The organism is Synechococcus sp. MU1642 (assembly GCF_020514115.1).
Taxonomy (GTDB): domain Bacteria; phylum Cyanobacteriota; class Cyanobacteriia; order PCC-6307; family Cyanobiaceae; genus Parasynechococcus.
In genome coordinates this window covers 64779-87550 of the sequence record NZ_VTKZ01000005.1, presented here as the reverse complement: position 1 = coordinate 87550, position 22772 = coordinate 64779, and the positions used below count along the sequence as shown (strand labels likewise).

Sequence of the window (22772 nt, the reverse complement as noted above, 5' to 3'; positions counted from 1 at the left end):
TGATAAAGAAGCCTGTGCTTTCGGCCGGAGTTGATTCCACAGATCTCGCCAAGCGTGGCGAAAGCTTGATTCGACAATCAAGCAACCGTTATCTGACGACGGTGCGGATTGCCTTCCGGGCCAAACAGCGCCGCTTTGACGACTTTGATGGCCTGCTGGAAGAGTCGAGCGTCAAGCCGGTGCAGCGAGCAATCGTGGAATTGAGCGACGAGCAAGATCAGCCCGATCTGCTGCCGGGTTGATAAACCGGCTGTGATTCAGCAGGAGGGGGACGGTTGGCGGGTGTCGCGTGATCCCTCCCGCGGCAAATATTGCTTTCTTGTAGGAGGAGAAAGCTGGGCGTTTGAGTTAACCGAACCGGAGTGGCGAGATCTGGTGGATCTCGTGGTGACCCTGGAGCACCAGCACAGGTCTCTGGTTGACCAACTGTTGCTTGAGGAATCGATTGAGCTGGAGCTGGAACGAGGCGTCTGGTGGGGGTGCTTGAGCGGTGATCGCAGCCAATGGGGGCTACGGATTCTGCTAACTCCACTGGAGGGGCGTGCTGCGGAGGGGGAATGGCCGGTCGCAGTGGCTGCGGCGGTCGTTGCGGCGTTGAGAACGTTGTGGGACTCACAGCATTGATTAATCCAGCTAATCGTTTTTGAGTCACTGATTTCTCCCGACCTTTCCCTGCTGCTCTGCACAGCTTTTCCACAGGTCATGAAGCATGAGCGCCGTTGTGGTGGTGTGCTGTGGAAATCTCTTGGTTGTTGTTGATTTCGCTTGACGCTGGCGGCAGGCTGCGCGGATCCGCCTAGGGCGGCGGCTGAGCCAGTGCAGGAGTGGCTTCCTGGCTAAATTCTCATCTGGAGACCGATGAGAATGCTCCCGTTTGGGTGGTCCTTGACGGTGGAGCCGTGGTGTGGAGAACTAGTGTTCGTTCCGAAGAGAAAAAATGCCGGAAGGCCTTGAGCAAGCCGCGGCTGAGTCCAGTGTTGTGAGTTTCCAGTCGGAAGTGCCGCAGCCCCTTCAGCAGGCCATGACCCAGTTCATCGAGGGGCACCCGAACTGGGATCAATACCGTTTGGTGCAGGCGGCGCTTGCCGGCTTTCTGGTGCAGAACGGCCAGGCATCCCGTGAGATCACCAGGGTTTACGTCGGAAACATGTTCCGCCGGGAATCGCTGACCAATGGGGTCTGAGGCCGGCAGCATGCCATCAGCACCAGGGAGCTGAAGGGGATGCTGAGCAGCAGCCCCAGGGTGGCCCCGATCAGCCCCAGAAGATTGAGGCCGAGCAGCATCCCCAGCAGCGCCAGCACCTTAAGTCCGTTGCGGTGTACCAGTTGGCGGCTGTGGTCCATCGCCTGAAGCGCTCGGCAGCGCTCGTGGACAAGTAGGGGCAATGCCAGAGTTTGGCTAAACAGCCAGCTCAGCAGCACCAATCCCCCCAGCAGCACGCTGAGGCCTGCCAGAGCTGTGCTCCAGCGTCCCAGCATCCAGCTCAACGACTGAATCAATCCGACGCCTCCCAGCACGAGAACCAGCTCGAGCAGGACTAAGGTGAAAGCATGCTGAAGTAGCTGTCTCCAACTCTGTTGGGGGCGTTCGTCGCCTCGATCGGGGAGCAGGCCATCCGTCAGCTTAAGCAGGGCTAGGAGGGGCAGCAGCGGAAGTACCAGGCTGATCAACACTGATAGGTCCCCTAATCGGCTCAGCCATGGCGATCCCGCCAGGCGCAGGTCGTGGCCGATCACCGCAGGGCCAATGGCACTGATCAACACCAGCGCCGCCAAGCCAACACAGCGCCAGGGCCCCCGGCTGAAGCCGATCCAGGCCCTTTGCAGCAGGGTGACCAGTGGGATCTCAGTGGAGCTGGCCAAGCCGTGAAAGGAGGTCGTTGGCGGTGGCGGTGGGGACTGGAAGGATCGAGAGCCTGTTGCCGCGTTTGATTACGGGCAGCTGCTCTTCGCTGTAGAGCTCCCGCAGCTGGTCGAGGCTGAGCAGAGAGTCGAATTCTCCGAGAAATCGCAGGCGTGCGCAGTCCCAGCGTGGTTTTTCAGGGGTTGATTTGGGGTCGTAGTACTTCGCCGTCGGATCAAACTGGGTTGGGTCCACCAGGTTGGTCTCCATCACCTCCATCAGCCCGATGATCCCGGGCGGCTTGCAATTGGAGTGGTAAAAAAACGCTCGGTCGCCCGCCTCCATGCTCCGCATGAAATTGCGAGCCTGGTAATTGCGAATGCCATCCCAAAGTGTGTTGCCCTCGCGACGCAGGTCATCTATCCCGTACGCGTCGGGTTCGCTTTTCATCAACCAGTAGGCCACGTCTCAAGGCTTGTCTCGCCCCATCATCGGCCTGTCAGGCCCAGGCGCATTCAATTGCGATCGTTTGGTCTCAGGCGACGTTCAGCAGGGGTTGGATCAGGGAGCGGAAGTGCTCCCCTCTGGCCTCGAAGTCCGGGTATTGATCAAAGCTTGCGCAGGCCGGTGACAGCAGCAGCGACGAGGCCTGATGCCGCTGCACGGCCGTTACGGCCAGGCTGACGGCGTTTTCGAGCTTCAGGCACTGCAGCAGTTCTCCTGGGTATCCAGCCGCTTTGGCGAGGCTGGCCAGCTCGTTGGCCCCTGCACCGAACAGGATCAGGCAGCAGGCCTTGGAGTGCAGCTGCTTCATCCATCCACTGGCATCGCCCTGTTTGGTCTGCCCCCCGGCCAGCACCACGACGGGCTCCTGCACGGCCCGCAAGCCAACTTCAGCTGCGTCGTAATTGGTGGCTTTGCTGTCGTTGAAAACGCTTGCTCCCGCCAAAGTGCCAAGGTGTTCAAGGCGGTGCGGCACGCCCGGAAACGTGCGTAAGGCGTTGGCGATCTGCTGGGGGGAGAGGCCGACCTCCAAGGCAGCAGCGGTCACCAGCAAAAGGTTTTGGCGGTTGTGGTGGCCTGGCATCGCCAGGGCATCAGCTGCAAACAATCTGGTGGCGTTATTGCGCACCATGCCCTCCTCATCAATCCAGAGGTCTGCGGGCTGGCCATCCGGACGAGCTCCCTCACTGCTCACCCAGGTGCCACAGTCCCAGCTGCTGCGTTGCTGGCGCAGGTCTGGATCATCGGCATTAAAGAGGGCGTACTCCGAGCGTTCGAGCAGCCCACGTTTGATGGCCCGATAGGCCTCCAGGCTGCCGTGGCGCTCGAGATGGTCTGGGGTCAGCGTGGTCCAGATACCGATTTTGGGTGCCACAGCGGGCGCTGCCTCAATCTGGTAGCTGCTCAGTTCCATGACGAGCCAATCCGGCCGGGGAGCGGCCCCTGAGCCGATCTGGTAGGCCAGTTCAGCCGCGGACAGGCCCATGTTTCCCCCCATCGGTGCCCTTAGGCCTGAGGCCTCCAACACGTGGCTGAGCAGATGCGTGACCGTGGTTTTGCCGTTGGTTCCTGTGATGCCGATCCAGGGGATCTTCTGAAGGGCATCCCAGGCCAGATCCATCTCGCCACGCACCTGGACACCTTCGGATCGCAGTTGGATCAGGGTTGGGTGATCCCAGGGAATTCCAGGGCCGATCACCACAGCATCCAGGTTGTCTCGCCAGGCGTTAAAGCTATCCAGGTTTAGGGGCTGTCCCAGGACCACCTGAATGCCCTCGTCGTTGAGTGTTTTGGACGTGTGTTGGAGGGTTTCGTTATCGCCCCGTTCGAAAATAACAACGTCGCGATTTTGCTGCCTGAGCAGACGAGCAGCCCCTAAACCTGAGCGAGCCATGCCAACGACAATCGTGCGTGTCATCGCAAGGTATGAGTTCCGAGAACGCAGTCCCAACTGGGAAAGTGGGCGATACTGGATTTGAACCAGTGACTCCTACAATGTCAATGTAGTGCTCTACCCCTGAGCTAATCGCCCTACCACCGGTCAAGTTGAAATCTCGTGATTTCACCGACCGAGGCTGAACAGTAGCAGCCGACGGGGGGGCTCAACTCAACTGCGGCGCAGTTCAACGCGCCAGCGCTCCCGTTTGGTGTGGGTGAGCGAGAGCACCTCCACAGAGCCTCGATCCTGCAGCTGCAGTCGGTCGCCAACCACGAGTTCGCGGCTGGCTTGACGCACGTTGCCCCAATTGAGCCGTAGTCGCCCAGCTTTGACGTGGGTCACTATTTTGGCTCGGGACAGGCCGAATCCTGCTGATGCAATTGCATCCAGGCGACAGGAGGCCTCCACCGTTTTCAGGGTGCGAATGCTGCGTTGCACAGGGTGCTGCAACTGCTCCAAAGGACGGGATTCGCAGCGAATCTCCACCTCGCGCACGGCACCCAGGCGGCCATGCAGGGCTTCGGCAGCGCTGGGGGTACAGATCCCTTGCCCGCCGCGATCGCCCCGCACCCAGAGATCGCCGATGCTGTCTGCTTCGACCCCCATGGCCTGCAACGCTTCGCGCAGGTCGTCAGGTGAGAGGGGATCGAAGAGGAAATTACCTTCGATCAGCAGGCCTTGAACGGGGGGCTCTGAATCGGGGCTGTCATCGCGACGGTGGCACAGCAGGCGATTGCGTTCTGCGCCTGGATAGCCGCCATTACTAATCCAGTCCAATTCACTGAGGCTGCCCAGTCGAGTCAAGGCTTCTTCGCGCAATGGCGCGCTGAGGAAGGGACTCCAGGTCGGTTGCCATGTGCGCAGAACCAGCTCCGCCAGATCGAGCAGCATCGTTAAGCCGTCCGGATTCTGGGCCCCTGCCAGCAGATCCTCCCGAGGGAGCATCACAGGTCGTCGAGGCGAACCACTTGCTGTGGCCTCGACTTTTGAATCACCTGCCAGGGGGCTTCGATCCCATTTGGGGTTTCTAGCAGCACTAACCAGCGTCCTTCGTCGCGGCGGTTCCGCAGGATCCGCACGCCTGCATCGTTGTCTGAATCCACGCTGGCGGCTGCGGCGTAGCTCCCCATCAGGCCGGAGCCCATGCCCAGCAGGCCGCCGATCAGGGTTTCACCCCAGGGGCCAAAGCTGGCGAAGGTGGTGAGGGTGGTGATCTTGGTGAAGGTGACCCCTGCGAGGAAGCCAAACGGCATCAGCCACCTGGCCATGCCCTGCTGCCGCTGTTGGCGGGTCAGGTTTGGGTTCAGCAGTGCGACCTTGTCGATGGCATCCCCCTCCGGGGGGATCGTCAGGCACTTCAGCAACGGCAGATCGGTGTCCCGGAGCCGCTGGGTCAGGCCTTCCGCCGCGGGAGCGTCGGCCATCACCATCACACAGACGGGCATGGGGCATTCAGATCCAATGCGCTGAATTCTGAACCCTGTGCTTCGAACTGGGGGGGGTGGTGGGTGTCGATCTCTACAGTTCACCGCGGCAGTTCTGCGCCTTTCGATGACGAAAGTTCTTGTCTCCGATCCGATCGATCAGGCCGGGATCGACCTCCTTGGCCAAGTGGCGCAGGTGGATCAGCGCACCGGCCTCTCGGAGGAGGAGCTGATCGGGATCATCGGTGAGTACGACGGATTGATGATCCGTTCCGGCACCCAGGTGACCGCAGCAGTGATCGCGGCGGCGAGCCGGCTGAAGATTATTGGCCGTGCGGGCGTCGGCGTCGACAACGTTGACGTCCCTGCTGCAACCCAGCGGGGCGTGCTTGTGGTGAACTCTCCGGAGGGCAACACCATCGCTGCAGCGGAGCACGCTCTGGCCATGATGCTGACCCTTTCGCGGCACATTCCCCAGGCTCACGGCGGCATGCGGGCCGGCAAGTGGGATCGCAAGAAGTACGTCGGCAACGAGCTCTACAAGAAGACACTGGGGGTGGTTGGTCTCGGCAAGATCGGTTCCCATGTCGCCCGTGTCGCCCAGGCCATGGGCATGGAGGTGATTGCCTATGACCCATTCATCGCAACTGATCGCGCCCAACGGATGCAGGTGAAGCTTCTGGAGCTTGATGAGCTTTTCCGCACCGCCGACTACGTCACCCTGCATATCCCGCGCACCAAGGACACCGAGAACCTGGTGAATGCGGAGCTGTTGCGCACGATGAAGCCCACGGCGCGGATCGTGAATTGCGCCCGTGGCGGCGTGGTGGATGAGGCCGCGATCGCTGAAGCCATCGATAACGGTGTCATCGCTGGTGCCGGTCTTGATGTGTATGCCAGTGAGCCTCTGGCGGAAGACTCCCCCCTGCGGGCGGTGGAGCGTGGTCTGGTGCTGACGCCCCACCTCGGGGCATCAACGGAAGAGGCCCAGGAAAATGTGGCGATCGATGTGGCGGAGCAGATTCGTGACGTGCTGCTGGGTCTGCCGGCCCGCAGTGCGGTCAACATTCCTGGCCTTAGCGCCGAGATCATGGAGCGGCTCAAGCCCCATCTCCAGCTCGCCGAGACCGTGGGTCTGTTGGTCAGTCAGCTGGCTGGCGGTCATGTGAAGGAGATGGAACTGCGCTTGCAGGGTGAATTCGCCAGCCATCCCTCCCAGCCTCTGGTGATTGCCTCTCTGAAGGGGCTGTTGAGTGCTGGCCTCGGCGACAGCATCAACTTTGTGAATGCCTCTTTGGAGGCGAAGGCCCGCGGCATTCAGGTTCTGGAGGTGAAAGATGAGAGCAGCCGTGACTTCGCCGGCGGCTCGCTTCAAATCACCACCCGCGGCGATCAGGGCAGCCGCAGTGTGACCGGAGCTGTCTTTGCCGATGGCGATCTGCGCATCACCAGCATCGATGCCTTCCCGGTCAATGTGACGCCCAGTAGCCACATGCTGTTCACCCGACACCGGGACATGCCCGGCATCATTGGTCATCTGGGCTCTTTGCTGGGCGAACACAACGTCAACATCGCCTCCATGCAGGTGGGCCGAAAGATCGTGCGCGGCGATGCGGTGATGGTGCTGAGCATCGATGATCCGATCCCAGTAGATCTGCTGCAGACGATCACGGCCATCGAGGGCATCCAGGAAGCACACCCGGTCACGCTCTGATGTGGTGGCGTCTCACACTCCCGTGTCCTCTAGAGCTGGAGGAATCGCTGGTGTGGAAGCTGACGTATCTGGGGCTGCATCGCCATGCGGTGCAGCATGCGCCGGAAACGCCTGATCGCAAGACGCTGTTGGTCTGGCTCCCCAAGCCGGAGTGGCCGGACCCGCAGCGGCGCGAGCTGATCGCCAGCCTGCAGCCGCTGGCGGAGCCCTTTGGCCTCAGCCTGCCCGATGGGCATTGGGACGATGTGGCCGACGAGGATTGGAGCCTGAGCTGGAAGCAGCACTGGCAGGCCGATCCTGTCGGTGCTGGTCTGTTGATACTGCCGGCCTGGCTGGAGGTTCCGCCGGAGCATGCCGACCGGTTGGTAATCAAGATGGACCCGGGCAGTGCATTTGGCACCGGAAGTCACCCCACCACCCGGCTCTGCCTGGAAGCTTTGGAGCAGTCGCCTCCCGTGGAGTCGCTCGTGGCCGATCTGGGGTGCGGCAGCGGGGTGCTGGGCCTTGCTGCGCTGGGATTGGGGGCGGAGGTGGTGGTGGCCGCTGACACCGATTCACTGGCGGTGCGTGCCACGACCGACAACCGCGGCCTCAACGACCGATCGGAGGCTGAGCTTCAGGTGGCTCTTGGTTCTGTGGAGACACTGAGTGAGCTGCTCGCCCCTCGCCGCGCTGATTTGCTCCTGTGCAACATCCTTGCTCCGGTGATTGAAGCCCTTTCCCCGGGCTTCGAGGAGCTGCTTCAGCCCTATGGGCGCGCTCTACTCAGCGGGCTCCTGGTGGATCAGGCTCCGCGCCTGAAACAGGTCCTGGAGGGATTGGGCTGGATGGTCACCGCCGAAGCGGAACAGGGCCGCTGGGGGCTGCTGGAGATCCGCCGCAGACAACCCTAGCTCCATAAGCCAGGCTTATCAGAGTGGGGTCTCCGATTGGTCCTCCTCCCCTGTGGGCCAGGAATCGTCAGGTTGAGCACCTATTTGCAGTAAAAATGTGACGTTCTGCAGGACCGTTTTCCCGGACCCCTGTACGCATTCATCAATCATGGCTTCCTACAAGGTCACCCTGGTCTCCGAGAGCGAAGGTCTGAACAAGACCATCGAAGTTCCCGACGACCAGTACATCCTCGACGCTGCTGAAGAGCAGGGCATCGACCTCCCCTACTCCTGCCGTGCTGGCGCTTGCTCCACCTGCGCAGGCAAGATCACCGCTGGCACCGTCGATCAGTCCGACCAGAGCTTTCTGGACGACGACCAGATTGAAGCTGGTTTCGTGCTGACCTGCGTCGCCTACCCCACAAGCGACTGCACCATCAAGACCCACGCCGAAGAAGAGCTCTATTGAGCTTTTGTCCTTCAAGTGGACGTGTCCTCAGCCACCCTTTCGGGGGTGGTTTTTTTTGGCTTGGTCGTCTTCCATGCGTGTCCCTCGTCCTCTCCTGCCGTGAGCCGCCCCGAAGTCGATGATCTTCTGGAGCCCAGCAGCATTCACACAAGCCCCGGCGGTCAGTACAGCTTTCGTGTCATCGGTCCCTGTTGCCGGTTGTTTGATCGCGAAGAACTGCCCTGGCCCTGCTGTCGCCTGGCCTGGCGTAGCAAAGAGCCGAGCTGGCGACGGATCGGACGGCGGTTTGTGCCTGATTTGGCGGCCCGGCGCTGCCCCTCCTACGCGGTGGAACTGCTGCAACCGGGCGGACGACCCACGCCCACGGTGCTCACCCTGTTCTCCGTTCGCTTTAGCCGGGATCTGCAGGAGTGGTGGTACAGCCGCCATCCCAACTCCATGGTCCCTGAGCAGATGAGTCCGCAAAAAAAAGCCCCGACGAACTGAGGCCGCCGGGAACAAAGAATTTTGGTTGGTTGGGATTGATCGGTAGGAGCTGATCAGAAGTAGATCTTGCCGCCACCCCAGGCACTGCCCTGGACTTTGGGCGACACCAAGATGTAGCCGGCCATCAGGCGAAGATCCTCATCATCGAGGTCGCGCATGGCGGGGTAGAGCTCAGCGTCGCGCATGCTCGGGTGCAGGTCAGCAATGCTGTACTCACCGTCGTAGGAGGTGGGGTCTTTCATGTAATCGACCAGGGCCTCAACGTTGTCGCGGGCCGGGGTGGCCAGAGCCAGGGTCTCAGGATCCAACCCCACATTGTGGTTGGTCTTGGTGATGCCACCGGCGTGACAGGTGCCGCAGCTGGTATTGAACACCTTGCGGCCAGCATCGATTTCGCGATCGCTGAAGGTCACCTCTGTGCCGGAGGGGTCTGCCGGAACTGTCAGGGTCTCAGCATCCCACTGGGCCGCCTGAGCCGGAGAGATAACGGCCAAACCGATAAGCACCGGGATAAGGACCAGAAGGCCCTTCAGGGACCGTCGCAAGGAAGAGAACACAGAGGCCATGAAGGTAAGGGGGTGTGACGCATTCACCGCACCAAGCTCTTGTATCACGGGGAAGTGACCCTCTGTGGCCGGATCACGAACTGTTGCAGCGTGGTTTGACGTCAATGCTGAGGAAGTCCTTGGCCAGCAGTGTGTTCGGGAAGATTGCCTTGGCCTCGCCCAACAGGTCTTGGGGCGTTACCGGGTTGCCCGGCACGTAGCGCGGGCTGAGGTGGGTCAGCACCAGTTGCCCCACACCGGCTTCGGCGGCCGTCTGGGCAGCCATGGTGCTGGTGGAGTGCTGTTTCTGGAATGCCATCTCCGCCTCTCCATGGGCAAAGGTGGATTCATGGATCAGCAGGTCCGCCCCGCGGGCAAGCTCCACGGCTGCCTCGCAGAACACGGTGTCGGTGCAATAGACGACGCTTGCACCGGGCCGTTCCTCTCCGCAGAGGCTGGTGCCGTCGATGCTGCGACCGTCCTCCAGGGTCACCGTTTCACCCCGCTTCAACTGGGCGTAGACGGGTCCGGGCGGGATGTTCAGTTCCCGTGCTTTCTCAATGTCGAAGCGACCGGCCAGGGGCTTCTGTTCGATGCGATAGGCGTAGGCCGGCACACGGTGGGTGAGCGGGGTGCAGCGCACCGTGAAGTCGTCGTCCTCGAACAGCAGCGTGCCCTGCTCGGCTGCATCCCTGACCCGGTGGACGGCGAGGGGATAGCCGATGCGGGTGGAGCTGGTGCGCAGCACACCGTTGAGGTAGCTCTCCAGCGGGTCTGGCCCGTAGAGATCCACCCCTGCGTGACAGCTGCCGGCGAGTCCGAGGCTGGCCAGGAGTCCAGGCAGGCCGAACACATGGTCGCCATGCATGTGGGTGATGAACACCCGGCGCAGCTGCGACAGCCGCAGATCACTGCGCAGAAACTGATGTTGGGTGCCCTCGCCGCAGTCGAACAGCCACATCTCCGAGCGCTGCGGCAAGCGCAGAGCCACGGCTGAAACGTTGCGGGCCCTGGTGGGTACCCCAGAACTCGTACCGAGAAAAGTGACCTGCAAGGCCTGTGCTCCTCAGGGCTCATGCTGCCATCTGGCTGAACCCAGGAACAGGCGGCACACTGGGTCGCCCTTTGATCTCCAGCGTGCGTCGCGCCTCCGTTGCCGTCGGGCTTTTGCTCGTCGCTGTGATCGCTCCATCGCCGATGGCGCTGGCCCGCGGCCGCGAGCCGCAGATGCGCGTGTTGCTGCTGGAGAACAACCAGGTCAGCCTGCGCTCCGATGGAGCACAGCCGCTGCGGGTGCAGGGACTCCCCGGCGGTGAGCGACGGCCGCAGCGGCTGCAGCTCAGCCTCCAAGGAACCCGCCTGAGCGCCACTGTGGATGGCCGATCGATGCTGCTGGCCTCCAGCGCACTGGTTACGGTGCAAAACGACGACCCACGGGGCATCTGGCTGGGGTCCCGTCGCTACCGCGGTGTGCTGCGCATCAGCGGCCGAGGCGGGAATTTGCGGGTGGTCAACAGCCTGGGCGTCGAGACCTATTTAGACAGTGTTGTCGGTAGCGAAATGCCCCACCGCTGGCCCCTGGCCGCCCTGCAGGCTCAGGCGGTGGCGGCCCGCACATATGCCCTGAAACAACGCAGCCGGGGTGGTGCCTGGGATGTAAAGGCCACGGTGGCGAGTCAGATGTACCGCGGCGTGGAGTCGGAAACCCCGAGTACCCGCAAGGCGGTAGCGAGCACCCGTTCGCTGGTGCTCGTGCACGGTGGTCGCCTGATCGATGCTGTCTTTCACAGCAGTTCTGGCGGGGTGACCGAGGCGAGCGGCATGGTCTGGCGCCGTCAGTTTCCCTATCTTGTCAGCGTCCCCGACCACGACCAGCACAGCCCTGTGCACCGCTGGGAACAATTGTTTGATCCGGCTGGGCTACGTCAGCGGCTGCCCGAAACCGGTGGGCTCCAGGCTGTTGAGGTGCTGAGTCGTTCCGGCAGCGGTCGCGTCCGCCAGGCCCGCGTGCGCGGGCCTGGCGGATCGCTAGTGCTCAGCGGCGGCGAGCTGCGCAAGCGGTTGGGTCTCAAAAGCACTCTGGTGAACTTTGAGATGGTGACGGGGAGGCAGCGCCCCCCTGTGGTGCCTCCGGTGCGGCGGGTGAAAGCAACTGCCCGTGGGGGCCCCCGAATCGATCGGATCACGGCATCGGTGGCCCGCCAGCGGGGAGGACGACCGCCTCTTTTGGCGGCCCCTCCGCCGTTGCTGGTCAGTAAGACGTCGGTGCGTCGTTGGTCCGCTGGCGGCCTTCAGCTGTTGGTGAAGGGCCAGGGCTATGGCCATGGCGTTGGCATGAGTCAGTGGGGAGCCCACGGCCTGGCGGAGCAGGGTGCTGACTTCCGCTCGATTCTTCAGCACTACTACCGCGGGGCTGAGGTCATTCCCTACCGGCCGCACCACGACCCATCGCTGGCGCTGAAGCCCCCAACAAAGCCACTCTGGAGAGACATGCCGATTTCGCCCTTTGGCACGGTTTCCCTGTCATCTGCAACGCCATTCCAGTGATACGGATCTCTGCGCTGTGCTGGCAGCCCATCTGGAGCGACATTTGCGCAGTTGGCAGGGGCTGGATTCCCTGAAGCCGTTGGGTCTGGCTACCGGACGCACGATGGAGCCGCTGTATCGCACCCTGGTCGAACGGCTGCTGTCGTGGTCTGCCGATGAGCTGGAGGCCCTGCGCGGCCGATGGTGCAGTTTCAACCTGGACGAATACCTCGGACTCTCGGCGGAAGATCCCCGGGGCTACCGGGCATACATGACGCACCACCTCGCTGCACCGTTGGGCTTGCCCGCCTCAGCGGTGCATCTTCCCGACAGCACTGCCGCTGACGGAGCGGCTGCTGCGCGGCATTACGGCGAGCAGCTCAACTGTTGCGGGGGCATCGGCCTGCAGCTTCTGGGGCTTGGCAGCAATGGACATGTGGGTTTCAACGAGCCGCCTTGCCCTCCCGATCAGCACTGCCATGAGGTGGAGCTGACCTCTGCTACCCGGCAGCAGAACGCGGTGCTCTTCGATGGTTGTGTTGAGGCTGTTCCCCAGCGGGCCATCACCCTGGGCCTGTGGGAGATCCTCGAGGCCGCTGAGATTCATCTTGTGGTGACCGGCGCTGCCAAGGCCGGCATTCTCAAGCGGCTGCTGGCTTTAAGCGAGCCGGATCCTGCGCTGCCCGCCAGCTGGCTGCTAACTCACCCCAATGTCTGGCTCTGGTGCGATGCAGCGGCTTTAGCTTGAACAGCCGAGAGCAGCGGCGATGAGCATCGACCCCGTGGAACGGCGCCTTGAGCAGAGTTTTGAGGCGGAACGCTGGACGCGCTTCATTCAGGACTGTCAGGACCTGGAGCAGCTGCGCGAGATGGCCCTGGCTTTGGTGCAGCAGCTGGCCCAGCAGAAGGCAGCCAGTGCCTGGATGGCAACCCGAGCCTCGGAATCGGAGAACGCCGCGTTGGAGATGCTGGCGCGGCTGATTCGTCAGCAACCAGATGGAACGGGGGAGGCGGCGGCTGGGACCCCCTAAGGACTCCCGCCGCCGGTTGTGGCGGGTCTTCAGTGTTCCTTTTGCCAGCGGCTCAGGTGTGATGGGGAGAACTTGTGGCCGTGTTTGGCGCCGACCTTGACCACGCAGGAGTTGTCCTTGCCGCATCGCTGCACCTCATCGCGTAGGGAGTCGTTGCTCTGCACCCGCGACATGAACGTCTCCAGCTGTTTCATGGACATGGCGATCCTCCAGAAGGGATGACATCGGCCTAGCGCTGGCATCGCTCTGAGCTCAATGGCACAAGCTTTGGTGCGGATTTGCTAACGACAAACTTTAAGGAGGCTCAGTCGAGGTCTATCCCTTCGGCTAGATCAAGATTGGCGCTGACGCTGCGCACATCGTCGAGCTCATCGAGTGCATCAAGCAGCTTGAGGCAGCTGCGGGCGGTGTCGGGATCACTCACCGAAACGTTGGTCTGGGCGGACCAGTGATGCCCCCACTCCCGCACATTCCAGTCAGCACATCGCAAGCCGTCCTGAAGGCTCTCCAAGGCCTCGAACGGACCATGCACCATCACAGCACTGTCCAAGAGCTCGAAGCCATCGGCGTCCAGCTCAAGGAGGCTTTCCAGCAGCCGTTCCTCGTCTTCGGGGTCGGCGTTGAGGATCACTTCGCTGCGGCGCTCAAACAGATAGGCCACGCAGCCGTTTTCTCCCAGATTTCCTCCGTTCTTGCTGAAGGCCAGTCGTAGATCTGCCGCGGTGCGGTTGCGGTTGTCGGTGAGCGCCTCCACCAGCACCGCCATTCCGCCGGGGCCATAGCCCTCGTAGCGCACCTCCTCCAGTTGAGCTCCATCACCCGCCTGACCTGAACCCTTGGCGATGGCGCGCTCGATGTTGGCGGCGGGAACTCCAGCGGCGCGGGCTTTGCTGATGGCTGTCCGCAATTGAAAATTCCCTGCGGGATCGGCTCCGGCACGGGCTGCCACCATGATTTCCCGCCCCAGCCGCGTGAACACCGCACCTCGTTTGGCGTCGACGACGGCCTTGGTACGTTTGATCTGGGACCATTTGCTGTGGCCAGCCATCGCGTCAGGGCAGGGCGGGATGCGCTCGGAGAGTACTGACCGACCCGGTGGTTTCAGCCTGCTGCATCAAACACCACCTTGGGTCGCAACAGACCTTCGCTATCGCGGTGGCCGATGCCGGCCATGCTTCCATCCGCGTTGCACACCACCACCGCCTCCCCAGCACCGGGATCCATCGCGATGCGACGGCCGAAGCGCCAGTCGATCTGTTCGGCTTCGCTTAGATCACGCCGGGGCAGGGCCCCCAGGGCTAGAAGCGGGGACAGTGGATGGGGTGGCGTAGCGTCTAGTTCCGGCAGCGGATGGGCCTGGTGCGCATGGAACCCGAGGGCCTGGGTTCGGCGCAGCGAGGCCAGACAGCCTCCACAGCCGATGCTGGCCCCCAGATCCCGGGCGATCGAGCGGATGTAGGTGCCAGCGGTGCAGTGCACCTCGAGGCTCAACTGCCCCTGGGCCGCATCCCAGTGCAACAACTCCAGCCTGTGCACGGTGACGGCCCGCGGCGGCAGGTCCATGGCTTCACCGCGCCGGGCCCTGGCATGGGCCCGTTCGCCATCCACATGGACGGCGGAGACCTGCGGCGGACGCTGCTCAATCGCGCCACGGAACGCGTCCAGGCTGTTGTTGAGCTCGGCCTTGTTGAGGGAAGGCCAGGCCTGCTGCTCCAGCAGCTCCCCTTCCAGGTCGTCACTGGTGGTGCGCCTGCCCAATTGAATTACACCGGTGTATGTCTTGTCCCCGGGGAGGTAGGGCAGTAATCGGGTGGCCGGCCCCAGGGCGATGGGGAGAACACCGGTGACGGCAGGGTCGAGAGTGCCGCCATGGCCCACGCGCTTGAGGCCGTAGCTGCGGCGCAGGCGGTTGACGCAGGCATGGGAGGTGAGGCCTGCGGGCTTGTCGATCACTACGAAGCCGAAGGGGCCGTTCACCGGAGCTGGAGCGGGATGCCCTGACTGTTGCATTCCGGCGGCTGCGTAGGTTGGCCGCGCCCTGAAGCCCATCCATGCCCCAGCTCCGCAGCAGCACGGATGTGGACGTCTCCGCTTTCTTGGCGGACGGTTTGGGAATTAAGCAACACCTCAGCCGTTATCTCGACCTGACGCTGGAACAGCTCGAGAAGCGTCTGCCCAGCAGCACTGACGACCTGGCGGACTTGCACCCCGGTGCGTTCCGGCCGGAGGACGCCACCGCCTTCTATGAGGACAAGGTGGGCACCGGGCACCTGCTGGAGCTGGCGGCCTGGCATCTCTCTAGTGCGGACTACATCGCGGACACGCTGCGGCTTCAGGGCATGGCGGTGCAGGGCCAGGTGCTGGATTTCGGCGGTGGCATCGGCACCCATGCCATCTCGGCAGCGGCGCTACCGGAGGTCGATCACGTCTGGTTTGTTGATCTCAATCCTCACAACCAGGCCTTTGTCCGGCAACGGGCGGAAAGCCTGGGTCTGGCGGACAAGCTTTCGGTGCATCGTGACCTGAGCAGCACGGGCGATGTGCGTTTCGATTCGGTGGTCTGCCTCGATGTACTGGAACATCTGCCGGATCCCTCGGCGCAGTTGTTGGAGTTTCACCAGCGCATGGCCCCCGGGGCCACCGCCCTCCTGAACTGGTACTTCTTCAAAGGGCATCAAGGAGAGTATCCCTTCCATTTCGATGATCCGGCCCTGGTGGATGGGTTCTTCCGCACCCTGCAGGTCCAGTTCCTTGAGGTGTTTCACCCCCTGTTGATCACCGCCCGGCTGTACCGGCGTTCCTAAGGCTGGGGCGACAAAAGGGGGGCAATAAAAAAGCCCCAAGCCAACAGGCATAGGGGCTTTGCATTGATGCTGGTTTTAAAACTCAAACCGCTGCGGTGATGTTGATGCGCTTGCGGTTGCGCAGGCCGCGGCGTATTGATTCGAACTTCACGATCCCATCGGTCAGAGCAAAAAGGGTGTCGTCCTTGCCTTTGCCGACATTGACGCCGGGCAGAACGGAGGTGCCGCGCTGGCGAATCAGGATGGATCCGGCGGTGACGGTTTCGCCGCCGTAGGCCTTAACGCCCAGGCGTTTGGCGTTCGAGTCGCGGCCGTTACGGGTTGAGCCTGTGCCTTTTTTATGAGCCATGAGAAGAGATGCTGGTGGGGCGGTTGATGGAGCGGGTGGTGGAGGTCAGCTGATGGCCTTGCCGCCCACGGAGATGGACTCAACCATCACCCGGGTGAGTTCCTGCCGGTGACCATTCTTGCGGCGGGTTTTCTTTTTGGGGCGCATCTTGTAAACGATCACCTTGGGACCGCGGCGATGGGCCATCACCTTGAGCGACACGGTGGCGTCTTTGACATAGGGCTGGCCGAGGGTGGTGCCCTTGCCGTCCTTTACCAGGAGAACGTTCTCAAGCTTGATGGTTTCGTCCACCTCGGCTTGAAGCCGATCGATGTCGTAATAGCGGTTGGGCTGCAGCCAGATCTGGGTGCCTGACGCCTCAACGATGGCGTAGGTCCCGCTCTGTTCCGCGGCTGGTTTGGTGTCGGCCATAAGGTGAAAAGACGCGTTCAGGCTCGGCGAACCGATTCAGGCCTGACCCGCAATCGAAAGACAAACAAAGATCTTCGTCTCTGACGCGCCCCATCGTCAAGATTCAGATGCTTCGACGTTGCGGATGTACAGATGGCCAGGCCGGCCCTCACTGTTGCTCTCGTGCTGGCCAGCCCAGCTTTGGTCGAGACCTGCCGCCCATGGCTGCCGGCCAACCGTTACGAGTCTGTTGTTCTGACTGTCGATCCTGGGGAGACCCTGGCGGCCGTTCTCGGCCCCAGGCAGGACGATTTTGATGCTGTGGTGCTCGAACAGAGCCTGCTCGATGCTGAGGCCAAGGAGCAATTATTGGCGGCGGGTCTTCTCTTCCCCGCCGTGATCGTGGGAGATCTGAAGGGGCAGGTGGAGTACCACCCCGAGGAGTTGCATCTGCCCGACGACCAGCTGGCCCAGCTGGGATACAACGTTGATGCGGCCATTTCACGTTTTCTGCGCCAGGGTCGTGCCGATGGACGCCAGGACGACAGCAGCTCTTCTGCCCGTGCCGTCAGCAACCTCTCCGATCGTCTGCAGGAGCGACTTGGCTATCTAGGGGTTTTTTACAAGCGAGATCCATCCCGCTTCCTGGGCAGCTTGCCCCCCGAGGAACGCGGGGACCTGCTGCTGTCGCTCCAACGCACCTATCGGGACCTGCTGGCGAGTTATTTCAGCGATCCGGCCGCGGCCAATCAGGCCTTGGAAAGCTTTGTGAACACCGCTTTTTTCAGTGATCTGCCGATTACCCGCACCGTTGAGATCCACGTGGATCTGATCGATGAATTTTGGAAACAACTGAGTTTGGAAGGCCACAAACATGACTTTCTTCAGGATTACCGCCTTGCGCTTCTCGACGTGATGGCGCATTTGTGTGAGATGTACCGGCGCTCCATTCCGCCGGACCTCCCCCTGTCGGGTACGGCCTCCAGCCGTGTACGTCGTCCGACGGATCAGCTCGATGCCTCGGAGGAGTCGTCATGAGTCCCCGCAAGACCTACATCCTCAAGCTTTATGTGGCGGGCAACACGCCCAACTCGATGCGGGCGTTGAAAACGCTGCGCAACATCCTTGAGACCGAATTCCGGGGCGTTTATGCCCTCAAGGTGATTGACGTGTTGAAGAACCCGCAACTGGCGGAGGAGGACAAGATCCTGGCTACGCCGACCCTGTCCAAGATTCTTCCTCCGCCGGTGCGGCGCATCATCGGCGATCTCTCGGATCGGGAGCGGGTTCTGATCGGTCTCGATCTGCTCTACGACGAGCTGTCCGACTCGTCGCTTACTTCGAGTGTTATCGACGCTGTCGATGAGGAGACCGACACGATGATCACGTCGGATCCTTAAGCGACATGGTGCTCTCACGCATGGTTTGTGTCCTGCTCACTACGGTCAAGTCATAGGTGGTTGCCATGCAGTTCCCCCCGACCAGCGGTCAGCCTCAGATGCAGGTTCAAAAGCTCCCGACAGGGATCGAGGGCTTTGATGATGTATGCCAGGGCGGCCTGCCGATCGGCCGCAGCACGCTGATCAGCGGCACATCCGGCACCGGCAAGACAGTTTTTTCGCTGCATTTCCTCCACAACGGCATCAAGGATTTTGACGAACCTGGCATCTTCGTCACCTTCGAGGAATCGCCCCTCGACATCCTGCGCAACGCCGCCAGTTTTGGCTGGAACCTGCAGGAGATGGTCGAGCAGGACAAGCTTTTCATCCTTGATGCCTCGCCAGATCCCGACGGCCAGGATGTGGCGGGAAGTTTTGATCTCTCGGGTCTGATCGAGCGGATTAACTACGCCATCCGCAAGTACAAGGCCAAGCGTGTCGCGATTGACTCGATTACGGCGGTGTTCCAGCAGTACGACGCTGTTTTCGTCGTACGTCGTGAGATCTTTCGGTTGATCGCGCGGCTCAAGGAAATTGGCGTCACCACGGTGATGACGACCGAGCGCATCGACGAGTACGGCCCGATTGCACGCTACGGCGTTGAAGAATTTGTTTCCGACAACGTGGTGATCCTGCGCAACGTGCTCGAGGGAGAGCGGCGTCGGCGCACTGTCGAAATCCTCAAGCTGCGGGGCACCACCCACATGAAGGGTGAGTTCCCTTTCACCATGGGGACCCACGGCATCAGCATCTTCCCGCTGGGGGCCATGCGCCTCACCCAGCGGTCGTCCAACGTGCGGGTTAGCTCCGGTGTGCCCCGTCTGGACGACATGTGTGGCGGTGGTTTCTTCAAGGATTCGATCATCCTCGCCACCGGAGCCACAGGAACGGGCAAGACGATGCTCGTCTCCAAATTCATCGAAGACGCTTGCCGCAACAATGAACGCGCGATCCTGTTTGCCTATGAGGAATCGCGCGCCCAGCTGCTGCGCAACGGCACCAGCTGGGGCATCGACTTCGAGCAGATGGAGCAGGATGGTCTGCTCAAGATCATCTGCGCTTACCCCGAATCAACGGGCCTTGAAGATCACCTGCAGATCATTAAGACGGAGATCAGCCAATTCAAGCCGTCGCGGATGGCGATCGATTCCCTCTCCGCCCTGGCTCGTGGTGTGAGCCACAACGCCTTCCGTCAGTTCGTGATCGGGGTGACCGGTTACGCCAAGCAAGAGGAAATCGCTGGTTTCTTCACGAACACCTCCGAGGAGTTCATGGGCAGCCACTCCATCACCGACTCCCACATCTCCACGATCACCGACACGATCCTTCTGCTGCAGTACGTGGAGATCCGCGGTGAGATGGCCCGCGCCTTGAACGTGTTCAAGATGCGTGGCTCCTGGCACGACAAGGGCATCCGCGAATTTGTGATCACGGGCAATGGTCCTCAGATCAAAGATTCGTTCTCCAACTTTGAGCGGATCATTTCCGGTGTTCCCCATCGGGTGACCACCGATGAGCGCAGTGAGTTGTCGCGAATTGCCCGCGGTGTTTCCACCGAGGACTGACCTAGAGCTCGACGGTCTCGGCGATGGCATTGCTGCTGCGCCGTTCCGCTTGCAGTTGCAGCTCATCTTTGTCGGCTTCTGCCAGCGGAAGCTCAAACCAGAAGGTGGTGCCGATCTCGGGCTCGCTCACCATTTGCACTTGAGCACCGTGCTTTTCGAGGATGCCCCTCACGATCGAGAGCCCCAGTCCGGTGCCCACTTCCGTGTGAACGGCATTTTCCACTCGGAAGAAACGATCGAAGATACGTTCCTGATCGGAACTACTGATGCCGCAGCCTGTGTCGGCGATCTCCACCCTCAGCTTGGGTAGCGGTGAGGTGAGGGCGCAGGTGGGTCCGTCACTTCCGGTGATCGCGGTTCCCTCCACCGAACAGGTGTCGGGCCAGGGATAGGCCCGCAGTGCCAGGGGTCCACCGGGTCGGCTGAACTTCAGAGCATTGCCCATCAGGTTGTCGAGCACCTGGAGCAGCAGGTCCCAGTTGCCCAACACGTCAGGCAGATCTTCGGGAACATCGAGAACCAGTTCCACCTGGCGATCCTGCGCATTCAGCCGGTAAGTGCGCAGGGTCTGCTCCATCGCTGGTCGCATGCTGATCGGTTCGAATTGCAGGGTTCGACCCGACTCAAGCCTGGAGAGATCCAGCACATCGTTCACCAGCCGGGTGAGCCGATCAGTTTCATCGTTGGCCACCCCAAGAAATTCTTTCTGCTCATCGGGGCTGAGCTGGTCGCCGAGGTCGTGCAGGGTTTCGACGTAGCTCTTGATGTTGAACAGCGGCGTGCGCAGTTCATGGGAGACGTTGCTAATGAAACGGCTCTGGGCTGCATTCAGCTCCACCTCGCGAGTGAGGTCCTGGATGGTGACGGCGATGCCTTTGAGGGTTTCACCACTGGCATCACGCACGGCCTGCAGAACAATGCGCAGTGTGCGGGCTGGTTCTCCCACGCTGCAGCGAAGGTCTTCACTATCTGAGCTGCCACCGAGCAGAGCGTCGAGGGGGCTGTGCAGCTCGATCGCCAACAGTTCCGGCAGTTCCCCCACCAGCTCCTGGCCTTCAAGACTGCGCCCTTCCCAGCGGAATAGACGCCGCGCCGTTGGATTGGCCAACACGATGCGGCCATCGGCATCCAGCAGCATGGCGCCATCGGCCATGGTGGCGATCAACGACTGCTGCTTTACCTGGGCGGCGGTTAGCTCCTCGATGTTGGCCTCGTCATAGGCCTCGAGCTGGGAGGCCATGGCGTTGAAGCCGGTGAGCAATTCCCCCAATTCCCCGCCCACCGGCAGGTCAACCCGGGCACCGAAGTTGCCGGAGGCTACGGATCGCACCCCCCTCAGCAGCTCCTTCACCGGTCGGGTGATGGTGAGGGCGTTGAACACCGCGCCCAGGATCACCAACACCCAGATTGAGATGAATACAGCCACGGTCACCTCCCGGGTGAGGGCTGCGCTGGCAAGGGCGGTCTCATTCGGGTTCACCCCGAGGCCGAGAACGCCGTAGTACTGCCCCCCACGGATCAGGGGGACGAACACATCGGTGACGGCCCCCTGGGGCGTCAGGTGTTGCCGCACCAGGGGGTTCTGGGGGCGTCGGCGTAGCTCATCGGGCAGTTCCAGCCGTCGGTTGAGACGAAGCTCCCCATCGCCACTGCTGGGGGTAGCGCTGATAGGGATCCCCAAATAAACGACGCCTTCGGGATCTGCGAAGAAGATGTAGCGGACGCTGCGGCTGGAACGCCAGAACTTTTCGGCGACGTTGGCCAGCTCACGGTCCTGCCCCTGTGCCACCAGTTCAGTGACGTTGCCGGCCAGCAGCAAGCCGAGATCCCGGGCATAGCGCGTGTCGTTCATCACTGCATCACGCTGAATTCCGTTCAACGCGAAGAAAGTGATGCCCGTCATCATCAGGCTCACCACCAGAGTGGCAATCGCCAGCAGCTTGGTCTGGAGGGTAAATTCCGCCCACCAGGCGGTGATGCGGTCCCAAAGGTTCTGGTCCTCTCCAGGCGGCTTGCCATTGGGGGGAAGCGCCCAATCAGCAATTGCTGCTCCGCTGCCGCTGCTCATCCGCCCGAGCGCACCTGGTGGCCGATATCCCGACGGTAAGTGATCCCTGCGTAATCCAGCTGATTGAGGCAGTTGTAGGCCCCGGCAAAGGCGGTATCGAAGTCATCGCCCTGGGCGACGATGGCCAGCACCCGGCCCCCTGCGGTGAGCAGTTCGCCGGAGCTGTCGCGGCGGGTGCCGGCATGAAACAGCTGATGGTCTGAGCTGGGGGCAAGGGCGATGCGAATCGCATCGCCCTTGCGGGGAGCCTCCGGGTAGCCCTCGGCGGCTGCCACAACGCAGGCACTGCAGCGTTCGGTGATGCTCAGTTGCGGGGCCAGATCGAGGCGGCCCAGAGCACAGGCCTGCAGCACGGCGCCGATCTCAGGGCCTAGCAGAGGCATCAACGTCTGGCATTCGGGATCCCCGAAGCGACAGTTGAACTCGATCACCTGGGGCCCATCGGCCGTGATCATGAGACCGGCATAGATCACGCCGCGGTAGTCGATACCGCGTTGGCGCAGGGCCATGAGGGTGGGCTCGAGCACGATGCGGCGCACTTCCTCCAGGCCTTCGGCATCCAGAAGTGGGGCGGGGGCATAGGCGCCCATGCCGCCGGTGTTGGGACCGCGATCGCCGTCGTTAAGCCTTTTGTGGTCCTGCGCCGGTGGTAACAGCACCATCTGCTCCCCATCGCAGAGGGCGAACACCGACACTTCAGGACCCTCCATGCGCTCCTCCAGCACCAGCTGGGAGCCTGCAGCACCGAAACGCCCCTCGAAGGCTTCACGGATGGCGGTTTCCGATTCCTCCACGGTGTCTGCCACCGTGACGCCCTTGCCGGCGGCCAAGCCATCGGCCTTGACCACCAGAGGACGTTGTACCTCTTGCAGCACCGCCAGCGCTTCGGCTTCGCTGGCCACCGCCCAGTGGCCAGCCGTGGGGACCCCCGCCTCTTGCATCAGCTGCTTGGCCCAAGCTTTGCTCGCCTCCAATTTGGCACCCTCCGCTCCAGGGCCGAACACGGCAAAGCCCGCATCACGCAGGGCATCGGCGACGCCAGCGGCCAGAGGAGCTTCCGGACCCACAACCACCAGGTCGACGGCGTTCTGCTGGCAAAGCGCAATCAACCCAGCGCTATCGGTTTCGCCCACCGCCAGGGTGCTGCCTTCAGCGCCACCGTTGCCAGGGGTGATCCAAACCGTGTCCAGGCCAGGACAACGGCCAAGGGCCCAAGCCAGGGCCTGTTCCCTGCCGCCGCCACCGACGACGAGGGCACGTTGGAGGATGGGCAGCGTGTTGGGACGGGTGGACGACATGGCCATG

General features: G+C 62.1%; 28 protein-coding genes and 1 tRNA gene. 14 read left to right on the top strand and 15 right to left on the bottom strand.

The features are described from left to right. Positions 1 to 14 precede the first annotated feature (14 nt). From FZZ85_RS06920 to FZZ85_RS06910, 3 genes are all read left to right on the top strand, one after another. The gene (locus tag FZZ85_RS06920) at positions 15 to 242 is read left to right on the top strand and encodes a DNA-directed RNA polymerase subunit omega (protein WP_186570564.1); all 228 of its coding nucleotides are present in this window, start codon (positions 15 to 17) and stop codon (positions 240 to 242) included. Between the two features lie 10 nt (positions 243 to 252). Continuing rightward, positions 253 to 624, top strand: a complete 372-nt coding sequence (locus FZZ85_RS06915; RefSeq protein WP_226413518.1) for a DUF1818 family protein — start codon at positions 253 to 255, stop codon at positions 622 to 624. A gap of 313 nt (positions 625 to 937) precedes the next feature. Continuing rightward, complete coding sequence (locus FZZ85_RS06910; RefSeq protein ID WP_226401887.1) at positions 938 to 1183, top strand: DUF2811 domain-containing protein; 246 nt, start codon at positions 938 to 940, stop codon at positions 1181 to 1183. Here FZZ85_RS06910 and FZZ85_RS06905 read toward each other — a convergent pair. The 6 genes from FZZ85_RS06905 to FZZ85_RS06880 form a co-directional block, all read right to left on the bottom strand. Continuing rightward, positions 1135 to 1863, bottom strand: coding sequence for a hypothetical protein (locus tag FZZ85_RS06905; RefSeq protein ID WP_226413516.1), 729 nt, complete (start codon positions 1861 to 1863; stop codon positions 1135 to 1137). The genes FZZ85_RS06910 and FZZ85_RS06905 overlap by 49 nt on opposite strands. Then, on the bottom strand, positions 1847 to 2293 hold the full coding sequence (locus tag FZZ85_RS06900; protein ID WP_226413514.1) for an EVE domain-containing protein: 447 nt from the start codon (positions 2291 to 2293) through the stop codon (positions 1847 to 1849). Before FZZ85_RS06900 ends, FZZ85_RS06905 begins: the two co-directional genes overlap by 17 nt. An 85-nt stretch (positions 2294 to 2378) precedes the next feature. Then, positions 2379 to 3764, bottom strand: coding sequence for a UDP-N-acetylmuramoyl-L-alanine--D-glutamate ligase (gene murD, locus FZZ85_RS06895; RefSeq protein ID WP_226413512.1), 1386 nt, complete (start codon positions 3762 to 3764; stop codon positions 2379 to 2381). Positions 3765 to 3806: 42 nt separating this feature from the next. After that, positions 3807 to 3878: transfer RNA gene (locus FZZ85_RS06890), tRNA-Val, on the bottom strand. Positions 3879 to 3953: 75 nt separating this feature from the next. After that, on the bottom strand, positions 3954 to 4730 hold the full coding sequence (locus FZZ85_RS06885) for a photosystem II S4 domain protein (RefSeq protein WP_226413510.1): 777 nt from the start codon (positions 4728 to 4730) through the stop codon (positions 3954 to 3956). Beyond that, positions 4730 to 5230, bottom strand: coding sequence for a hypothetical protein (locus FZZ85_RS06880; RefSeq protein ID WP_226413508.1), 501 nt, complete (start codon positions 5228 to 5230; stop codon positions 4730 to 4732). Before FZZ85_RS06880 ends, FZZ85_RS06885 begins: the two co-directional genes overlap by 1 nt. 106 nt (positions 5231 to 5336) lie before the next feature. Here FZZ85_RS06880 and serA point away from each other — a divergent pair, with 106 nt between their 5' ends. The 4 genes from serA (at position 5337) to FZZ85_RS06860 (ending at position 8750) form a co-directional block, all read left to right on the top strand. Continuing rightward, positions 5337 to 6923: a phosphoglycerate dehydrogenase gene (gene serA / locus FZZ85_RS06875; RefSeq protein WP_226413506.1), complete on the top strand. Its 1587-nt coding sequence runs from the start codon at positions 5337 to 5339 to the stop codon at positions 6921 to 6923. Further along, a complete protein-coding gene (gene prmA, locus FZZ85_RS06870) occupies positions 6923 to 7816 on the top strand; it encodes a 50S ribosomal protein L11 methyltransferase (protein WP_226413504.1) in 894 nt (297 codons plus the stop codon). Before serA ends, prmA begins: the two co-directional genes overlap by 1 nt. Before the next feature lie 148 nt (positions 7817 to 7964). Next, positions 7965 to 8264 carry a ferredoxin gene (locus FZZ85_RS06865; RefSeq protein WP_006043345.1) on the top strand — a complete coding sequence of 100 codons (300 nt, stop codon included), beginning with the start codon at positions 7965 to 7967 and terminating at the stop codon, positions 8262 to 8264. Between the two features lie 99 nt (positions 8265 to 8363). Continuing rightward, complete coding sequence (locus FZZ85_RS06860; RefSeq protein ID WP_226413502.1) at positions 8364 to 8750, top strand: hypothetical protein; 387 nt, start codon at positions 8364 to 8366, stop codon at positions 8748 to 8750. A gap of 53 nt (positions 8751 to 8803) precedes the next feature. Here FZZ85_RS06860 and psbV read toward each other — a convergent pair whose 3' ends face one another. Together psbV and rnz are read right to left on the bottom strand one after the other, a co-directional pair. Then, on the bottom strand, positions 8804 to 9316 hold the full coding sequence (gene psbV, locus FZZ85_RS06855; protein ID WP_222929014.1) for a photosystem II cytochrome c-550: 513 nt from the start codon (positions 9314 to 9316) through the stop codon (positions 8804 to 8806). Between the two features lie 73 nt (positions 9317 to 9389). Then, positions 9390 to 10349, bottom strand: coding sequence for a ribonuclease Z (rnz, locus tag FZZ85_RS06850; RefSeq protein WP_226413500.1), 960 nt, complete (start codon positions 10347 to 10349; stop codon positions 9390 to 9392). Positions 10350 to 10354: 5 nt separating this feature from the next. Between rnz and FZZ85_RS06845 the strand changes: the two genes are divergently transcribed. The 3 genes from FZZ85_RS06845 to FZZ85_RS06835 are packed head-to-tail and all read left to right on the top strand — an operon-like array spanning position 10355 to position 12852. Next, a complete protein-coding gene (locus tag FZZ85_RS06845; RefSeq protein ID WP_226413498.1) occupies positions 10355 to 11842 on the top strand; it encodes a SpoIID/LytB domain-containing protein in 1488 nt (495 codons plus the stop codon). Next, positions 11802 to 12569 carry a glucosamine-6-phosphate deaminase gene (locus FZZ85_RS06840; RefSeq protein ID WP_226413496.1) on the top strand — a complete coding sequence of 256 codons (768 nt, stop codon included), beginning with the start codon at positions 11802 to 11804 and terminating at the stop codon, positions 12567 to 12569. The genes FZZ85_RS06845 and FZZ85_RS06840 overlap by 41 nt, the downstream gene beginning before the upstream one ends. A gap of 19 nt (positions 12570 to 12588) precedes the next feature. Continuing rightward, on the top strand, positions 12589 to 12852 hold the full coding sequence (locus FZZ85_RS06835; RefSeq protein WP_226413494.1) for a hypothetical protein: 264 nt from the start codon (positions 12589 to 12591) through the stop codon (positions 12850 to 12852). A gap of 29 nt (positions 12853 to 12881) precedes the next feature. Here the strand turns inward: FZZ85_RS06835 and FZZ85_RS06830 are convergent, their stop codons facing one another. From FZZ85_RS06830 to truB, 3 genes are all read right to left on the bottom strand, one after another. Then, positions 12882 to 13052, bottom strand: coding sequence for a Nif11 family protein (locus FZZ85_RS06830; protein WP_186513834.1), 171 nt, complete (start codon positions 13050 to 13052; stop codon positions 12882 to 12884). A 104-nt stretch (positions 13053 to 13156) separates the two neighbouring features. Further along, positions 13157 to 13900 carry a YebC/PmpR family DNA-binding transcriptional regulator gene (locus tag FZZ85_RS06825; protein ID WP_226413492.1) on the bottom strand — a complete coding sequence of 248 codons (744 nt, stop codon included), beginning with the start codon at positions 13898 to 13900 and terminating at the stop codon, positions 13157 to 13159. 53 nt (positions 13901 to 13953) lie between these two features. After that, positions 13954 to 14862 (bottom strand): tRNA pseudouridine(55) synthase TruB, encoded by a 909-nt coding sequence (gene truB, locus FZZ85_RS06820; RefSeq protein WP_226413490.1) that lies wholly within the window; start codon positions 14860 to 14862, stop codon positions 13954 to 13956. Positions 14863 to 14903: 41 nt separating this feature from the next. Between truB and FZZ85_RS06815 the strand changes: the two genes are divergently transcribed. Continuing rightward, complete coding sequence (locus tag FZZ85_RS06815; RefSeq protein ID WP_226413488.1) at positions 14904 to 15656, top strand: bifunctional 2-polyprenyl-6-hydroxyphenol methylase/3-demethylubiquinol 3-O-methyltransferase UbiG; 753 nt, start codon at positions 14904 to 14906, stop codon at positions 15654 to 15656. Positions 15657 to 15738: 82 nt separating this feature from the next. Here FZZ85_RS06815 and rpmA read toward each other — a convergent pair whose 3' ends face one another. Both rpmA and rplU read right to left on the bottom strand, forming a co-directional pair. Next, on the bottom strand, positions 15739 to 16005 hold the full coding sequence (gene rpmA, locus FZZ85_RS06810; RefSeq protein WP_114989469.1) for a 50S ribosomal protein L27: 267 nt from the start codon (positions 16003 to 16005) through the stop codon (positions 15739 to 15741). Between the two features lie 45 nt (positions 16006 to 16050). Beyond that, the gene (gene rplU, locus FZZ85_RS06805) at positions 16051 to 16416 is read right to left on the bottom strand and encodes a 50S ribosomal protein L21 (protein WP_226413486.1); all 366 of its coding nucleotides are present in this window, start codon (positions 16414 to 16416) and stop codon (positions 16051 to 16053) included. 132 nt (positions 16417 to 16548) lie between these two features. Here rplU and FZZ85_RS06800 point away from each other — a divergent pair, with 132 nt between their 5' ends. The 3 genes from FZZ85_RS06800 (at position 16549) to kaiC (ending at position 19399) form a co-directional block, all read left to right on the top strand. After that, positions 16549 to 17433 (top strand): circadian clock protein KaiA, encoded by an 885-nt coding sequence (locus FZZ85_RS06800; protein ID WP_226413484.1) that lies wholly within the window; start codon positions 16549 to 16551, stop codon positions 17431 to 17433. Then, complete coding sequence (gene kaiB / locus FZZ85_RS06795; RefSeq protein ID WP_226413482.1) at positions 17430 to 17795, top strand: circadian clock protein KaiB; 366 nt, start codon at positions 17430 to 17432, stop codon at positions 17793 to 17795. Before FZZ85_RS06800 ends, kaiB begins: the two co-directional genes overlap by 4 nt. Positions 17796 to 17860: 65 nt before the next feature. Continuing rightward, positions 17861 to 19399: a circadian clock protein KaiC gene (kaiC, locus tag FZZ85_RS06790; RefSeq protein WP_226413480.1), complete on the top strand. Its 1539-nt coding sequence runs from the start codon at positions 17861 to 17863 to the stop codon at positions 19397 to 19399. Position 19400: 1 nt separating this feature from the next. Here kaiC and FZZ85_RS06785 read toward each other — a convergent pair whose 3' ends face one another. Next, positions 19401 to 21467, bottom strand: a complete 2067-nt coding sequence (locus tag FZZ85_RS06785; RefSeq protein ID WP_226413478.1) for an ATP-binding protein — start codon at positions 21465 to 21467, stop codon at positions 19401 to 19403. Next, positions 21464 to 22771 carry a phosphoribosylamine--glycine ligase gene (gene purD, locus FZZ85_RS06780; RefSeq protein WP_226413477.1) on the bottom strand — a complete coding sequence of 436 codons (1308 nt, stop codon included), beginning with the start codon at positions 22769 to 22771 and terminating at the stop codon, positions 21464 to 21466. The genes FZZ85_RS06785 and purD overlap by 4 nt, the downstream gene beginning before the upstream one ends. Position 22772 lies beyond the last annotated feature (1 nt).

Bases quoted from the DNA above. Each gene is read 5' to 3' on its own strand.
- prmA (WP_226413504.1), top strand. From the start codon at position 6,923: ATGTGGTGGCGTCTCACACTCCCGTGTCCTCTAGAGCTGGAGGAATCG.
- rpmA (WP_114989469.1), bottom strand. From the start codon at position 16,005: ATGGCTCATAAAAAAGGCACAGGCTCAACCCGTAACGGCCGCGACTCG.
- kaiB (WP_226413482.1), top strand. From the start codon at position 17,430: ATGAGTCCCCGCAAGACCTACATCCTCAAGCTTTATGTGGCGGGCAAC.
- FZZ85_RS06885 (WP_226413510.1), bottom strand. From the start codon at position 4,730: ATGCTCCCTCGGGAGGATCTGCTGGCAGGGGCCCAGAATCCGGACGGC.
- serA (WP_226413506.1), top strand. From the start codon at position 5,337: ATGACGAAAGTTCTTGTCTCCGATCCGATCGATCAGGCCGGGATCGAC.
- FZZ85_RS06785 (WP_226413478.1), bottom strand. From the start codon at position 21,467: ATGAGCAGCGGCAGCGGAGCAGCAATTGCTGATTGGGCGCTTCCCCCC.
- purD (WP_226413477.1), bottom strand. From the start codon at position 22,771: ATGGCCATGTCGTCCACCCGTCCCAACACGCTGCCCATCCTCCAACGT.
- FZZ85_RS06900 (WP_226413514.1), bottom strand. From the start codon at position 2,293: ATGAAAAGCGAACCCGACGCGTACGGGATAGATGACCTGCGTCGCGAG.
- FZZ85_RS06910 (WP_226401887.1), top strand. From the start codon at position 938: ATGCCGGAAGGCCTTGAGCAAGCCGCGGCTGAGTCCAGTGTTGTGAGT.
- FZZ85_RS06825 (WP_226413492.1), bottom strand. From the start codon at position 13,900: ATGGCTGGCCACAGCAAATGGTCCCAGATCAAACGTACCAAGGCCGTC.
- FZZ85_RS06865 (WP_006043345.1), top strand. From the start codon at position 7,965: ATGGCTTCCTACAAGGTCACCCTGGTCTCCGAGAGCGAAGGTCTGAAC.
- truB (WP_226413490.1), bottom strand. From the start codon at position 14,862: ATGCAACAGTCAGGGCATCCCGCTCCAGCTCCGGTGAACGGCCCCTTC.
- kaiC (WP_226413480.1), top strand. From the start codon at position 17,861: ATGCAGTTCCCCCCGACCAGCGGTCAGCCTCAGATGCAGGTTCAAAAG.
- FZZ85_RS06830 (WP_186513834.1), bottom strand. From the start codon at position 13,052: ATGTCCATGAAACAGCTGGAGACGTTCATGTCGCGGGTGCAGAGCAAC.
- FZZ85_RS06880 (WP_226413508.1), bottom strand. From the start codon at position 5,230: ATGCCCGTCTGTGTGATGGTGATGGCCGACGCTCCCGCGGCGGAAGGC.
- psbV (WP_222929014.1), bottom strand. From the start codon at position 9,316: ATGGCCTCTGTGTTCTCTTCCTTGCGACGGTCCCTGAAGGGCCTTCTG.
- FZZ85_RS06815 (WP_226413488.1), top strand. From the start codon at position 14,904: ATGCCCCAGCTCCGCAGCAGCACGGATGTGGACGTCTCCGCTTTCTTG.
- murD (WP_226413512.1), bottom strand. From the start codon at position 3,764: ATGACACGCACGATTGTCGTTGGCATGGCTCGCTCAGGTTTAGGGGCT.
- FZZ85_RS06835 (WP_226413494.1), top strand. From the start codon at position 12,589: ATGAGCATCGACCCCGTGGAACGGCGCCTTGAGCAGAGTTTTGAGGCG.
- rplU (WP_226413486.1), bottom strand. From the start codon at position 16,416: ATGGCCGACACCAAACCAGCCGCGGAACAGAGCGGGACCTACGCCATC.
- FZZ85_RS06800 (WP_226413484.1), top strand. From the start codon at position 16,549: ATGGCCAGGCCGGCCCTCACTGTTGCTCTCGTGCTGGCCAGCCCAGCT.